Annotated in this window: 11 protein-coding genes; all 11 read right to left on the bottom strand. The window is 59.5% G+C overall.

Annotation, left to right across the window (positions count from 1 at the left end; genetic code table 11):
- Positions 1-23: 23 nt before the first annotated feature.
- The 11 genes from C4K38_RS29150 to C4K38_RS29100 all read right to left on the bottom strand — a co-directional run bounded on the left by C4K38_RS29150 (position 24) and on the right by C4K38_RS29100 (position 14,199).
- Positions 24-1,253, bottom strand: a complete 1,230-nt coding sequence (locus C4K38_RS29150) for a multifunctional CCA addition/repair protein (RefSeq protein WP_053281155.1) — start codon at positions 1,251-1,253, stop codon at positions 24-26.
- 64 nt (positions 1,254-1,317) lie between these two features.
- Positions 1,318-2,880 carry a SpoVR family protein gene (locus C4K38_RS29145; RefSeq protein WP_053281154.1) on the bottom strand — a complete coding sequence of 521 codons (1,563 nt, stop codon included), beginning with the start codon at positions 2,878-2,880 and terminating at the stop codon, positions 1,318-1,320.
- On the bottom strand, positions 2,877-4,148 hold the full coding sequence (locus C4K38_RS29140) for a YeaH/YhbH family protein (RefSeq protein ID WP_025807356.1): 1,272 nt from the start codon (positions 4,146-4,148) through the stop codon (positions 2,877-2,879). The genes C4K38_RS29145 and C4K38_RS29140 overlap by 4 nt, the downstream gene beginning before the upstream one ends.
- A 188-nt stretch (positions 4,149-4,336) precedes the next feature.
- Positions 4,337-6,259 carry a PrkA family serine protein kinase gene (locus tag C4K38_RS29135; protein ID WP_025807357.1) on the bottom strand — a complete coding sequence of 641 codons (1,923 nt, stop codon included), beginning with the start codon at positions 6,257-6,259 and terminating at the stop codon, positions 4,337-4,339.
- A 294-nt stretch (positions 6,260-6,553) separates the two neighbouring features.
- Positions 6,554-6,883, bottom strand: a complete 330-nt coding sequence (gene glpE / locus C4K38_RS29130) for a thiosulfate sulfurtransferase GlpE (protein WP_009045885.1) — start codon at positions 6,881-6,883, stop codon at positions 6,554-6,556.
- Positions 6,884-6,915: 32 nt separating this feature from the next.
- Positions 6,916-7,797, bottom strand: coding sequence for a symmetrical bis(5'-nucleosyl)-tetraphosphatase (locus C4K38_RS29125; protein ID WP_053281153.1), 882 nt, complete (start codon positions 7,795-7,797; stop codon positions 6,916-6,918).
- Positions 7,797-8,177: a Co2+/Mg2+ efflux facilitator ApaG/CorD gene (gene apaG / locus C4K38_RS29120; protein WP_025807359.1), complete on the bottom strand. Its 381-nt coding sequence runs from the start codon at positions 8,175-8,177 to the stop codon at positions 7,797-7,799. The genes C4K38_RS29125 and apaG overlap by 1 nt, the downstream gene beginning before the upstream one ends.
- A 122-nt stretch (positions 8,178-8,299) precedes the next feature.
- On the bottom strand, positions 8,300-9,118 hold the full coding sequence (gene rsmA / locus C4K38_RS29115) for a 16S rRNA (adenine(1518)-N(6)/adenine(1519)-N(6))-dimethyltransferase RsmA (protein ID WP_053281152.1): 819 nt from the start codon (positions 9,116-9,118) through the stop codon (positions 8,300-8,302).
- Positions 9,115-10,104, bottom strand: a complete 990-nt coding sequence (gene pdxA / locus C4K38_RS29110; RefSeq protein WP_053281151.1) for a 4-hydroxythreonine-4-phosphate dehydrogenase PdxA — start codon at positions 10,102-10,104, stop codon at positions 9,115-9,117. The genes rsmA and pdxA overlap by 4 nt, the downstream gene beginning before the upstream one ends.
- Entirely contained in the window at positions 10,101-11,417 is a 1,317-nt protein-coding gene (gene surA, locus C4K38_RS29105) for a peptidylprolyl isomerase SurA (RefSeq protein ID WP_155772905.1), read from the bottom strand. The genes pdxA and surA overlap by 4 nt, the downstream gene beginning before the upstream one ends.
- Positions 11,398-14,199, bottom strand: a complete 2,802-nt coding sequence (locus C4K38_RS29100; RefSeq protein WP_053281149.1) for an LPS-assembly protein LptD — start codon at positions 14,197-14,199, stop codon at positions 11,398-11,400. Before C4K38_RS29100 ends, surA begins: the two co-directional genes overlap by 20 nt.
- Positions 14,200-14,275: the final 76 nt, after the last annotated feature.

The raw sequence follows: 14,275 nt of genomic DNA, 5'->3' as shown, positions 1-14,275 counted from the left end.
GAGGCGCTTGCTCGTGATGTTCCTTACTGTGAGTGCTGTTCCTTGTAGACCTTCAGTGCCTTCAGCCGCTCCCGTTTCAGCGCTTCTCCCAGCTCCGGCCCCTTGAACCCCTGCTCCAGCAGCGGCTGTACTGCTACCGTTCGCACCGCAATGGCCGCACCGCGCAGATAGTCAGCCTGGGGATAGGCGCGCTCCTCCAGTCCAAGACGGCCGCGGGCATCCATTTCACAGGCGGTGATAAACTCCTCGAAACGCTGCGGTCGACGGTACACGTCAAAGCTTTGCAGCAGCTCCGCCAATGTCGAAGGTTTCAGTTCAAGGGCGCGGTGGCCGTGGGTGTGGTACTGGCCCACCAGCAGCGCCAGCTCCTGGCAGTCGCGTGGCGCCTTGAAGCGCTCATTGACCTGTTTGATCAGCTTCAGGCCCTTGTGCTCGTGCGCGATGTGTTGAGGCCATTCACTTTGCGGTGTCAGGCCTTTGCCCAGGTCGTGCAACAGGCACGCCCAACGCACGCTCAATGGCTGTTTGTGCAGTGCTGCCTGCTCGAGAACGCTCAGTGTATGCACGCCACTGTCGATCTCCGGGTGATGGGCGGCGGGTTGCGGAACGCCAAACAGCGCGTCCACCTCAGGCAGCAGGACTTTGAGCGCCCCACAGTCGCGCAGCACCTGGATGAATACTTGGGGGTGATCCTCCATCAGTGCGCGGGAGATTTCCTTCCAGCTGCGTTCCGGCGTCAGGTCTTCCAGTTCGCCTGATTCGCTGAGCTGGCGCATCAGTTCGAGGGTGTCAGGCGCCACCTGAAAGCCGAGCCCAGCATAGCGAGCCGCAAAGCGGGCAATACGCAGGACACGCAAGGGATCTTCGGCGAATGCCGGGGAAACATGGCGAAGCAGGCGGTTTTCCAGATCCTGCTGGCCGTGATACGGATCCGTCAGCACGCCGTGGTCGTCTTCAGCCATGGCGTTGATGGTCAGGTCGCGGCGGATCAGGTCTTCTTCGAGGGTGACCTCGGGGCTGGCGTGAAAGGTGAAGCCGCCATAACCCCGACCGCTCTTGCGTTCAGTACGGGCCAGGGCGTATTCCTCGCCGCTCTTGGGGTGAAGAAAGACCGGAAAGTCCGAGCCCACCGGGCGAAAGCCCTTGGCGAGCATTTCTTCGGCCGTGGCGCCGACTACCACCCAGTCGATGTCGGTTACCGGTTTGCCCAGCAGGCGATCGCGTACTGCACCACCGACCTTGTAAATCTGCATAAAAAACCTCCGTTAGCTCGACAGAATAACCCTTACGCCGAGCTTTCGGAGGTTTGTCATGCGCTCAGAGATGGATGACGGCCAGGTCCAGGCGGCCGTAGTCCCCTTCGTTGTGATCGCTTTTTGGCGGTACGTGATGGGTTTTCATCACCTGATCGCCCTGCAGGGTTTCCAGGTGGATGTCGAACCCCCACAGCCGATGCAGGTGCTTGAGGACCTCGTCGGTGGAGTCGCCCAATGGTTTGCGGTCATGCTGTTGGTGGCGCAGGGTCAGCGAGCGGTCGCCCCGTCTGTCGATGCTCCAGATCTGCACGTTAGGCTCGCGGTTGCCCAGGTTGTACTGGGCGGCGAGGGTTTCGCGGATGATCCGATAGCCGCTTTCGTCATGAATGGCCGGTACCAGCAAGTCGTCTTTCTGGTCGTCGTCCAGGATGCTGAACAGCTTGAGGTCGCGGATGACCTTGGGCGACAGGTACTGCAGGATGAAACTCTCGTCCTTGAAGCTGCTCATGGCGAACTTGATGCTGGAAAGCCAGTCGGTCCCGGCCAGTTCCGGGAACCAGCGACGGTCCTCCTCGGTCGGTTCTTCGCAGATGCGCCGGATATCGCGGTACATGGCGAACCCCAGGGTGTAGGGGTTGATGCCGTTGTAGTAGGGGCTGTCGAAGCCGGGCTGGAAGACCACGCTGGTGTGGGAGGCGAGGAATTCCATCATGAAGCCATCGGTCACCAGGCCTTCGTCATACAGGTCGTTCATCAGGGTGTAGTGCCAGAACGTTGCCCAGCCTTCGTTCATCACCTGGGTCTGGCGTTGCGGGTAGAAATACTGGGCGATCTTGCGCACGATCCGCACGATTTCCCGCTGCCACGGCTCCAGCAGCGGTGCGTGTTTCTCGATGAAATACAGGATGTTTTCCTGAGGTTCGGCGGGGAAGCGCGCGTTGTCCTTGTCGCTGAACTTGTCGGTGCCTTTGGGAATGGTGCGCCACAGGTCGTTGATCTGTTTCTGCAGGTGTTCTTCCCGGTCCTTTTGCCGGCGCCGTTCTTCTTCCGCGGAAATCGGATAAGGACGTTTGTAGCGGTCCACCCCGTAGTTCATCAGGGCATGGCAGGAGTCCAGCAGGTCTTCCACGGCATCGATGCCGTGGCGCTCTTCGCACTGCATGATGTACTGCTTGGCGAACACCAGGTAATCGATGATCGAACTGGCATCCGTCCAGGTGCGGAACAGATAGTTGCCCTTGAAAAAGCTGTTATGGCCATAGCAGGCGTGGGCCACCACCAGCGCCTGCATGCAGATGGTGTTTTCTTCCATCAGGTAGGCGATGCAAGGGTCCGAGTTGATCACGATCTCGTAGGCCAGTCCCATCTGGCCGCGACTGTAGGACTTTTCGGTGCTGAGGAAGTGCTTGCCGTAGGACCAGTGGTGATAACCCAGGGGCATGCCGACAGAGGCATAGGCATCCATCATCTGTTCGGCAGTGATCACTTCGATCTGGTTGGGATAGGTATCCAGGGCGTAACGCGCCGCGATACGGCTGATTTCGCGGTCGTAGGCCTGGATCAGCTCGAACGTCCATTCCGAACCGGTGGAGATAGGCTGGCGTTTCTGCTCTCTGGCGGTCATGTCACTAACCTGCGCTGGAAGAGTTCACGGAAGACCGGATAGATATCTCCGGCCGAGACCAGTTGCTGCTGGGCGAAAGTATCGGAAAAGGCTTCGGCGATGCGCTCGTATTCGAACCACAGGGCCTGATGTTCGCGCGGGGTAATCTCCACGTAAGTGTAGTACTGCACGAAGGGCATGATCTGGTTGATCAGGATGTCGCGGCAGATCGGCGAATCGTCGTTCCAGTTGTCGCCGTCGGAAGCCTGGGCGGCGTAGATGTTCCACTCGTTGCTCGGATAGCGTTCGGCCATGATCTCCTGCATCAGCTTCAACGCACTGGAGACAATAGTGCCGCCGGTTTCCCGGGAGTAGAAGAATTCCTCCTCGTCCACTTCGCGCGCGCTGGTGTGGTGGCGAATGAACACCACGTCGATCTTGTCGTAGTTGCGCTTGAGAAACAGGTACAGAAGGATGAAGAAGCGCTTGGCGATGTCCTTGGTTGCCTGGGTCATCGAGCCGGAAACGTCCATCAGGCAGAACATCACGGCCTTGGAACTGGGGTTGGGCTGTTTGATCAGCAGGTTGTACTTGAGGTCAAAGGTGTCGAGGAACGGCACCCGATGAATACGGGCACTGAGGCGCTCGATTTCCGCTTCCATTTCCTGAATATCGCCGAAGTTGTCCGGTTCTTCGCGTTTCAGGCGTTCAAGTTCTTCTTTGACTTCGCGCAGTTTTGCCCGGCTGCTGCCGGACAGGGCGATGCGGCGGGCGTGGGCCGAGCGCAGCGTCCGGATGATATTGATGCGAGAAGGATTGCCTTCGTTGCTGATCCCGGCCCGGACGGTCTTGAAGGTGTCGGTCCCGGTCAGGTTGCGCTTGACCAGGTTCGGCAGTTCCAGGTCCTCGAACATGAACTCGAGGAATTCTTCCTGGGTAATCTGGAAAACGAACTCGTCCATGCCTTCGCCGGAGTTGCCGGCCTTGCCCCGACCGCCTCCGCCACCCCCGCCTTGAGGGCGTGCGATGTGCTCGCCGGCCGTGAACTCCTTGTTTCCCGGGTGCACCACGGTCTGTTTGCCGCCGCGCCCATGATGGAGCACCGGTTCGTCAATATCCCGGCCTGGGATGCTGATTTGTTCGCCATGCTCCATGTCAGTGATGGAACGGCGGCTGACCGCCTCTTCGACGGCCTTCTTGATGTGGTCACGATAGCGCCGCAGAAACCGCTGACGGTTTACCGTGCTCTTGTTCTTGCCATTGAGACGTCGGTCGATCACATAACTCATGACTGCTCCTTAGAAGCGGTCTTGAAGCTCGCAAGCGGCCCGGACGGGGAGAGGGGGCGGTAAAGTGTCTTGCCGCCGGTACTCTGCCCGAGCCTCGCTGCGAACGTTCAAACGCGCTTCCTGAAGCCTGTGTAGCAGAAATCGCTGAGACAGGCTCCTGGCTAACGACAACCGGTGCAACCGGCGGGTTACTGCGATTTTCTGACCCGCAGATACCACTCGGACAGCAGTCGTACCTGTTTGTCGGTGTAGCCGCGCTCGACCATTCGGGTAACGAAGTCGTTGTGTTTCTGTTGATCCTCTTTGCTGGCCTTGGCATTGAAGCTGATGACCGGGAGCAGGTCCTCGGTGTTGGAGAACATTTTCTTCTCGATGACCACCCGCAGTTTTTCGTAACTGAGCCAGGTCGGGTTCTTGCCGTTGTTGTTGGCTCGGGCCCGCAGTACGAAATTGACGATCTCGTTGCGGAAGTCCTTCGGATTGCTGATGCCGGCCGGTTTCTCGATTTTCTCCAGTTCTTCGTTGAGCGCGACCCGATTGAGGATCTCGCCGGTTTCCGGATCGCGGTATTCCTGATCCTGAATCCAGAAGTCCGCATAGAGCACATAGCGGTCGAAGATGTTCTGGCCGTACTCGCTGTAGGACTCCAGGTACGCGGTCTGGATTTCCTTGCCGATGAACTCGATGTAACGCGGAGCCAGGTATTCCTTCAGGAAGCGCAGGTAACGCTCGCGGGTTTCCGCCTGGAATTGCTCCTGTTCGATCTGTTGTTCGAGCACGTAGAGCAGGTGCACCGGGTTGGCTGCGATCTCGTGGGGATCGAAGTTGAAGACTTTCGACAGGATCTTGAAGGCGAAGCGGGTCGACAGGCCATTCATGCCTTCATCCACGCCGGCGGCGTCGCGGTACTCCTGGATCGACTTGGCTTTCGGATCGGTGTCCTTGAGGTTCTCGCCGTCGTAGACGCGCATTTTCGAGTAGATGTTCGAGTTCTCCGGCTCTTTGAGGCGCGAGAGCACGGTGAACTGCGCGAGCATTTTCAGGGTGTCGGGAGCGCAATGCGCCCTGGACAGGGAGCTGTTGAACAGCAGTTTGTCGTAGATTTTGACTTCGTCGCTGACCCGCAGGCAGTACGGGACCTTGACGATATAGATTCGGTCGATGAAGGCTTCGTTGTTCTTGTTGTTACGGAAGGTGTGCCATTCCGATTCGTTGGAGTGGGCCAGCAGGATGCCGGTGAAGGGGATAGCGCCCAGACCCTCGGTACTGTTGTAGTTGCCTTCCTGGGTGGCTGTCAGCAATGGGTGCAGCACCTTGATCGGTGCCTTGAACATTTCGACGAACTCCATCAGGCCCTGGTTGGCCCGGCACAACGCGCCCGAGTAGCTGTAGGCATCGGCGTCGTTCTGCGGGAATTCTTCCAGCTTGCGAATATCGACCTTGCCCACCAGTGCGGAAATGTCCTGGTTGTTCTCGTCCCCCGGTTCGGTCTTGGCGACGGCGATCTGGTTGAGGATCGAGGGATAGAGCTTGACCACCCGGAACTGGCTGATGTCGCCGCCGAACTCGGACAGGCGCTTGGTAGCCCAGGGCGACATGATGGTGTTCAGGTAGCGCCGTGGGATACCGAAGTCTTCTTCGAGGATTGCGCCATCTTCCGTGGCGTTGAACAACCCAAGAGGCGACTCGAATACCGGGGAGCCCTTGATGGCGTAGAAGGGCACCTTCTCGATCAGTTGTTTGAGTTTCTCGGCCAGGGATGATTTACCACCACCGACAGGGCCGAGGAGGTAGAGGATCTGTTTCTTCTCTTCCAGGCCCTGAGCGGCATGGCGGAAATAGGAGACGATCTGGTCGATGCATTCTTCCATTCCATGGAAGTCTTCAAAGGCCGGATAGCGACGGATCACTTTGTTGGAGAAGATCCGTGACAGTCTCGAATTGGTCGATGTGTCCAGCAGCTCCGGTTCGCCGATAGCCAGAAGCAGGCGCTCAGCGGCCGACGCGTAGGCGCTACGATCCTTTTTGCAGAGCTCCAGGTACTCCTGTAGCGAGAACTCTTCCTGGCGTGTGGATTCGAAGCGTTGTTGGAAGTGGCTAAAAATACTCATGACGTCACCTCGCTCGATACGTGGAGCCGACGCCGGATCAGTCAGTCAAGTGCTGGCATGCAGCCGGGAGTCCGGCCGATGTTTACCCCCCAGAACACTTTCAAAGCTATCGACCTTGAAAGCTAGTACCGATGACCCGCACGCCGGTGTACCGGCTCTCCCCTGATTGGATGGCCTGAGGCTAAGGATAGTTCGGAATCGGGGAGGTAAAGGTGGAATACGCAATTTGTTCAAGTGACCGTTCGTCGGTCGTGGCGCCAGCCCACGAATGACGCGGGCTGGAGCACAGAAAAATTATTCGGCGCTGCCCTGGGCAATTTCCGCAGGGTAGGTGGTTCGCCACAGTTCGAAACCACCGTCCAGGCTGTATACGTCGGAGAAACCCTGGCTGATCAGGTAGGCCGCCGCGCTTTGGCTGGAGTTGCCGTGATAGCAAACGACCACCAGCGGGGCGTCGAGATCGGCATTGCGGATGAAGTCGGAGATGGAGTGGTTGTCCAGGTGCAGTGAACCGCTGATGTGGTTCAAGGCAAAGGTCTGCGGATCGCGGATGTCGACCACCACGGCGCCTTGCTCGCGCAGTGCCTGGGCCTGTTCTGGGGGGATGCGTTTGAATTCGCTCATGGCGGGCTCCTGGGCCTGGTGGCAAGCGCCGTCTAGCGCTTGGCGGTGATTGGCATGGGTTCAGGGGAAGGTTGATTGGCCTGGGGTTTGATGTGGCCGTGGGCGTCGCATTCACACTCGAGGCGTTGGCCGGTGTCGATGTTCAGCAAGGTCAGGGCGCCGCCCCAGACGCAGCCGGTGTCGAGGGCGAATACGCCGGGCTCGTTGCAGTTGCCTTCGAGGGCGGCCCAGTGACCGAAGATGATTTTAACGTCCTGGGTCTTGCGTTCCTTATGCTCGAACCAGGGGGCATAACCTGGTGGAGCAGCGTCCGGCCCTTCCTTGCCCTTGAGGTCGAGCTTGCCATCGCTGGTGCAGAAACGCATGCGGGTGAAATAGTTGGTGATTACCCGCAGACGGGTCACGCCTTTGAGCTCGCCGTCCCATTTTGTTGGGTCGTTGCCGTACATACCGTCCAGATAGGGCTCGAAGCGGTTGTCGTCACGCAGCGCCTCTTCGACTTCGGTGGCGCACTTGATGGCCTTTTTCAGCGACCACTGTGGTGGTATTCCTGCGTGCACCAGGGCGATATTGCGCTGTTCGTCATAGTGCATCAGCTTTTGCTGGCGCAGCCACTGGAGCAACTCCTCGCAATCCGGCGCATTGAGGATCTCACTCAGGGTATCGGCTTTCTTCAGGCGTTCGATGTTGCGCCAGGCGGCCAACAGGTGCAGGTCATGATTGCCCAGCACGCACACCAGGGAATCGCGCATGGCATAAAGAAAGCGCAGGGTTTCCAGTGACTGCGGGCCACGGTTGACCAGGTCGCCGACCAGCCACAGGCGATCCTTCGCCGGGTCGAAAGAGACCTTCTCAAGCAGGCACTGCAAAGGCCCCAGGCAGCCTTGCAGGTCACCGACGGCGTAAGTCGTCATCAGTGCAGGGCTCCGGGCACGGCCAGGCGGAAAGGGGCGATGATGGCGTCGAAGTGTTTGCCGTCTTCGGCGAGCATCTGATAGCTGCCCTGCATATTGCCGACGCGTGTGGTCATCACCGTGCCGCTGCTGTAGGTGTGGCTTTTGCCCACGGCGATCAGCGGCTGCTGACCGACGACGCCGGCACCGCGAACTTCCTCGACGTGCCCGTCGCCATCGGTGATCACCCAGTGCCGAGAGAGCAGTTTGGCGGGTAGCAGGCCATTGTTCTGTACGGTGATGGTGTAGGCGAAGGCAAAGCGGTTCTGCTCGGGTTGCGACTGTTCCGGGAGAAAGCGGGTGACGACGCTGACGTCGATCTGATAGCGAGGATCGGACATGCAAGGGGCCTTAAAACGAAGCGGGACGCGGGACAAAGCTGATGGAGGTCAGTCTAGGCCAAGTATCGGGTAGTAAACCAGACATGGAGCCTGGCGTCTTACCCGATAACGCTGGTGGCGTGTCAGCTGGCGCTGGCAGTATCCGCGGCTTGTTCGCTGAGCTTGTCGGCCAGGCGAACGAAGGCTGCCAGGTCCAGTTGCTCCGGACGCAGGCTGCCATCGACGCCGGTGGCTTCGATTTCGGCGCTGGAGAGCAGGGCCTTGAGGGTATTGCGCAGGGTCTTGCGGCGCTGGTTGAAGGCTTCGCGGACGATGCGTTCCAGCAGGCGATGATCCTTGGCCGGATGCGGCAGTACCGCATGTGGCACCAGGCGGACGATCGCCGAGTCGACTTTTGGTGGCGGATTGAAGGCGCCCGGGCCGACGTTGAACAGATGTTCCACGCGGCAGTGGTACTGGACCATGATCGACAGACGGCCCCAGTCACCACCGCCCGGGCCCGCGGCGAGGCGCTCGACCACTTCTTTCTGCAGCATGAAGTGCATATCGCGGATCAGTCCGGCGTTCTGCAGCAGATGAAAGATCAGCGGGGTGGAGATGTTGTAGGGCAGGTTGCCGACCACGCGCAGGCTGCCGGGTTCGGCATTCAGGCTGTTGAAGTCGAACTTCAGGGCGTCGCCCTGGTGCAGGCTGAAATTGTCCCGGCCAGCAAACTGCTGGTTGAGGATCGGCACCAGGTCCTTGTCCAGTTCGACCACATCCAGTTGGGCGCCGCTGTTGAGCAGGCCCTCGGTCAAGGCGCCTTGGCCCGGGCCGATTTCCAGCATGCGGTCGCCGGACTTGGCATTGATGGAGCGCAGGATGCGGTCGATCACGCCGGCGTCATGCAGGAAGTTCTGGCCGAAGCGCTTGCGCGCCCGGTGTTGGTATTGCTCGGTCATAAACGGGTCTCGGCCATCTGGTAGGCGGTTTCCAGGGCGACTTTCAGGCTGCCGGTATCGATCTTGCCGCTGCCGGCCAGATCCAGGGCGGTGCCATGGTCGACCGAGGTGCGGATGATTGGCAGGCCCAGCGTCACGTTGACCGCGGCGCCGAAGCCTTTGTATTTCAGCACGGGCAGCCCTTGGTCATGGTACATCGCCAGCACTGCGTCGCAGTGCTCCAGATATTTGGGGGTAAACAGAGTGTCGGCGGGCAGGGGGCCGCGCAGGTCCATGCCTTCGTTGCGCAGACGCTCCAGGGTGGGTTCGATGATATCGATTTCTTCATGGCCCAGATGTCCGCCTTCGCCGGCGTGCGGGTTGAGCCCGCAGACCAGGATGCGTGGCTGGGCGATGCCGAATTTGTTGCGCAGGTCTGCATGCAGAATGCGTGTGACCCGCTCCAGGCGCTCCGGGGTAATGGCATCGGCGATGTCCCGCAGGGGCAGGTGAGTGGTCACCAGTGCCACGCGCAGGCCATGGGTGGCCAGCATCATTACTACCTGTTCGGTGTGCGTCAGGTCGGCGAGAAACTCGGTATGGCCGGAAAAGGCGATGCCGGATTCGTTGATCACACCCTTGTGCACCGGGGCGGTAATCATGCCGTCGAAATGCCCGTCCAGGCAGCCTTGGCCGGCCCGGGTCAGGGTTTCCAGAACGAACGCGGCATTGGCCTTGTCGAGTTGGCCAGCGACGACCTTGGCCGACAGTGGGGTATCCCAGACATAGAGGCTACCGGCGGCGGCCGGCTGGTTCGGCCAATTGTCGGGGTCGACCGCAATCAGGCTGACGGCCACACCCAGCTGTGCGGCCCGCTCGGTAAGCAGGTCGCGGCTGGTGATGGCGATCAGGGGGTGTGGCTGTTGTTGCGAGGCGAGCAACAGGCACAGGTCGGGACCTATGCCGGCTGGCTCGCCGGGGGTGAGCGCGAAACGCTTGGGTTTCACTGTGCCGCCTGGTCAGCGCCAGGAAGTTTGATCTCGACGTAGGCTTCGTCGCGAATCTGGCGCAGCCAGGTTTGCAGCTCTTCGTCGTATTTGCGGTTGCGCAGTACGGTCATCGCCTGCTGTTCACGGGCCTGGGTGGTGCTGTCAGTGGCGCGGCGGCCAAGGACTTCCAGTACGTGCCAGCCATATGGGCTTTGGAACGGCTTGGACAGTTGGCCTTGTGGGGTTTTGGCCATTACGTCGCGGAACTCGGGCACCAGGGCGTTCGGGTCGATCCAGCTGAGGTCGCCACCGTTGAGGGCGGAACCCGGATCTTCCGAGTAGCTTTTTGCCAGTTCGGCAAAGTCTTCGCCGGCTTCGATGCGCTCGTAGAGCTTCTGGGCCAGGCGTTTGGTTTCTTCTTCGCTGCGAATTTCACTTGGTTTGATCAGGATGTGACGGACATGCACTTCGTCACGCACCTGATTGCCGCCGCCGCGTTTTTCCAACAGTTTCAGGATGATGAAACCGCCTGGAGTACGGGCTGGCTGGGTGATATCACCCACCGCCATGGCGCTCAGTTCACGGTCGAACGGAGGGGGCAGTTGAGCGGCTTTACGCCAGCCCATGTCGCCGCCTTCCAGGGCGTTGTCGCTGCCCGAACGGGCGATGGCCAGCTGAGCGAAGTCGGCGCCTTGCTTGAGTTGCTGATAGATGTCCATGGCCTGGCGCGCGGCGCTCTGAATCGCTTCGGAGTTGGCGCTTTCCGGGGTTGGAATCAGGATATTGGCCAGGTGCAGTTCTTCGGACAGTTGCATCTTGCCCAGATCGGAGGCAAGGAAGTTCTTCACTTCCTGCTCGGACACTTGAATGCGCTCGGCAACACGACGCTGACGCACACGGCTGATGATCATCTCGCGGCGAATCTGCTCACGGGCGTCCTGATAGGACAGGCCATCACGAGCCAGGGCGGCGCGAAATTGATCGGGCGTCATGTTGTTGCGTTGAGCGATGGTGCCGACGGCCTGGTTCAGCTCTTCATCGGTAATGCGGATGCCAGAGCGTTCGCCGATCTGCAGTTGCAGGTTTTCGACGATCAGGCGTTCCAGTACCTGCTGGTTCAGGACCTCGGCGGGTGGCATACCGCCGCCGCGCTTGGCGATGGTTTGCTGAACTTCGTGAACCCGTTGGTCCAGCTGGCTCTGCATGACCACGTCGTTATCGACGATGGCCACCACTTTGTCGATGGGTTGTACCGCGGCGCTCGCCGCGGTACCCAGGAACAACGCGCCCAGCATCAGCGGGCGCAGACAATCAGAAAGCTTGGTCTTCACGTTCACGGTAACCTTGAATGCCTTTGTCGAGGAAGCTCTCTACCTTGGCGCCGGTAAGGCCGCCGAGTCCTTTCAGGACGATTTGCAGGAAGATGCCATGGTCGCCTTTCTCGTTCGAAGGGGCGTCTTGACTGGTTTCGTCATACTTGACCCAGTAACGGTTGATCAGGCGCAGTTTCCAGCAGCAGTTGTCGTATTCGAAACCACCGAAGGCATCGAGGGTACGGTTGCGGTTGTAGTCATACTGCCAGCGGCTGATCAGGTTCCATTGCGGCACGATCGGCCAGATCACCGAGAAGTCGTGCTGCTTGATCTTGTAATAGTCCTTCACGTAGCCAGGAGTGCCTGGGGTGCCGTAGTCACCGCCACCCACCGACCATTTACCCGTGGACTGATCGTAGCGAACCAGGTCGTTGCGATAGCGATAACCGGCGTTGATGACCTTGTTCGGGTTGTCTTCCGGCTGGTAGTGGAACATCGCACTGCCGGAGCGTGGGCTACGGGTATCCGGATCCCAGTTGTAGTCGGCAGTGGTGCGCCAGTCGCGGTTCCAGCGGTACTCGTACTCCAGCGCATAAGGCGAGACGTTGGAGTGCGCGTCGTCACGGGTTTTCGCATCGATACCTGGCAGCTGGACTTCACGGTCCTTGAAGTACAAGGCCTGGCCAACACTGATGCGCTGACGCTCAAAGCCGTTTTCTTCGATCCAGCGGTTGGTGATGCCGAGAGACAGTTTGTTCTCATCACCTACACGGTCGGAGCCGGAGAAGCGGTTATCACGGAACAGCGACGAGTAGTTGAAAGTGCTTTCGCCGGTGTCGAATACCGGAATGTCGCTCTGGTCTTTCTCTGGTACATAGAGATAGTAGAGGCGTGGTTCCAGGGTCTGGCGATAGTTCTTGCCGAACCATTGGGTGCTGCGGTCGAAGTACAGGCCGCTATCGACGCTGACGATTGGTACGCCACGGTTCTGATTGCTGCTGTAAGTGCCGTTCAGACGATCGCCTTCTGGGCCCTGTCCTGCGATATCACGTTTACCTTGGCCATCAAGGTCCAGGTCGTACTGAGTGTACTGGTACTTGAGAGAAGGTTTCAGGAAACCATATGTCCAGTTCAGAGGGAGGCTCACGGACGGTGCAAGATTGAGACGGTTACCGTTGGCACGAGCTAGACCGAAAATGTTGGTGTCGAGGCGCTTGGCTTCCCCACCGTTCTCGTCAGTGTAGGTGCCTGTTTTAAGGTCACGTTCAAATCGAACAATCTCGGTTTCATATTTAAAGTCCAAACCGCCCGGATGCTGCGGCAAGAAGCCATTCAGGGTGATTTGCGGCAAACGATTGTATGGCGTGACGTTGGAAACCGTGGCCAGCTCATAAGCCTGGGCATTGAGCCGCGCGGCATAGGTGTCGCCGCGGTAGGTCACAGCACCTTGCTGGTTGATGTAATCACGGCTTTCCACACCGATCTGATCAGTCTGCAGATCCTGGAAGTAGTACGGATCGCTGATCTTGGTGTAGTCGACCTCGGTCATTACCCGCGAATCGAGCCCGCCCTTGTGCTGCCAGTTGTACATGTAGCGGGTTTTTTCGTAGTCCGACTGCAGCTTGCGGTCATCATTGTCGTCGTTGAGGTACGCCGCGCCGAACTGACCTTCGCTGGACTTGGTCAGGTAGCGGAATTCGCCTTCCATCAACATACCGCGCTTGCTCATGTAGCGCGGGTACAACGTGGCGTCGTAGTTCGGCGCCAGGTTGAAATAGTACGGAGTGACCAGCATGAAGCCGGTGTCGCTGCCGCTGCCGATGGTCGGCGGCAGGAAGCCGGATTGGCGACGGTCGTCGATCGGGAAGTAGATGTACGGCGTGTACAGGACCGGAATGTCCTTGACACGCAACGTCACGTTGGTCGCGGTGCCGAAGCCGGTCGCCGGGTTCAGGGTGATGTTGTTACCCTTGAGCTGCCAGGCGTTGCTGCTCGGTTCGCACGTGGTGTACGTACCGTCCTTGAGACGGATGATCGCGTTCTCGGCACGCTTGGCGTACAGCGCGTTACCGCGGATGCGCGATTTGTGCATCACGTATTCGGCGTTGTCGACCTTGGCCTCACCGGTGTCCAGTTGCACGTCAGCGTGATCGCCGACCAGCAGGGCGCCGTTGTCGCGCAGGCGGACGTTGCCGCTCAGCTCGCCACGGTTCTCGGCCTGGTACAGGTTGGCCTCGTCGGCCTCGACCTGCATGCTGCCCTGGCGCATGACCACGTCACCGGCCAGGGTAGCGATCTGCTGCTCCTGCTGGTAACGCGAAGCCTTGGCGCCGATAAAGGTCGGGGCGTCACTTTTATTCGTCTTGTCATTCATGCCAGGACGAATCGGTTCGATATAAGCACCAGCACAGTAAGGACCGGTCTCGGCCAATTGGGCGGCGGTGAGCTTCTCGCGCGGAACCCAGTCGAGGTGACTGTAGTCTTCGCTGCGGGACTTCAGGCCGCGGCCCTTGGACTCGGTAACCAGCATCGACTTGGCGCCGGTGTCTTCGCTGGTTTCGCCGCCTTCGGCCGACGTAGCGGTGCTCGAACTGACCGCGCTTGCATCATGCACGGGGCGCGGAGGCAGTTGAGCGGCGCTGGTTTTCGGCGCGCAGTCCCAGCCGCCCGAAGCAGAGACTGAGCAGTCATACTGTTCTGCGGCGACCACGAACGAAGTGGCTAGGGGTTGCAGGGCCAGCAGACTGCCAGTAACCAACAACGGAAATTTTTTACGAAACGCGGGGGATTTCAATGCCATCTTATTAGTCCGGGCTTCCTGCGTGCCATCTGCCCGCGGTGTGGGCCGCACGCCTCTCGATGGTCTGAAAAAGATG

The organism is Pseudomonas chlororaphis subsp. piscium, from assembly GCF_003850345.1.
Taxonomy (GTDB): domain Bacteria; phylum Pseudomonadota; class Gammaproteobacteria; order Pseudomonadales; family Pseudomonadaceae; genus Aquipseudomonas; species Aquipseudomonas piscium.
The sequence above is the reverse complement of the archived record's forward strand: the minus strand, read 5'-3'. Positions and strand labels throughout refer to the sequence as shown.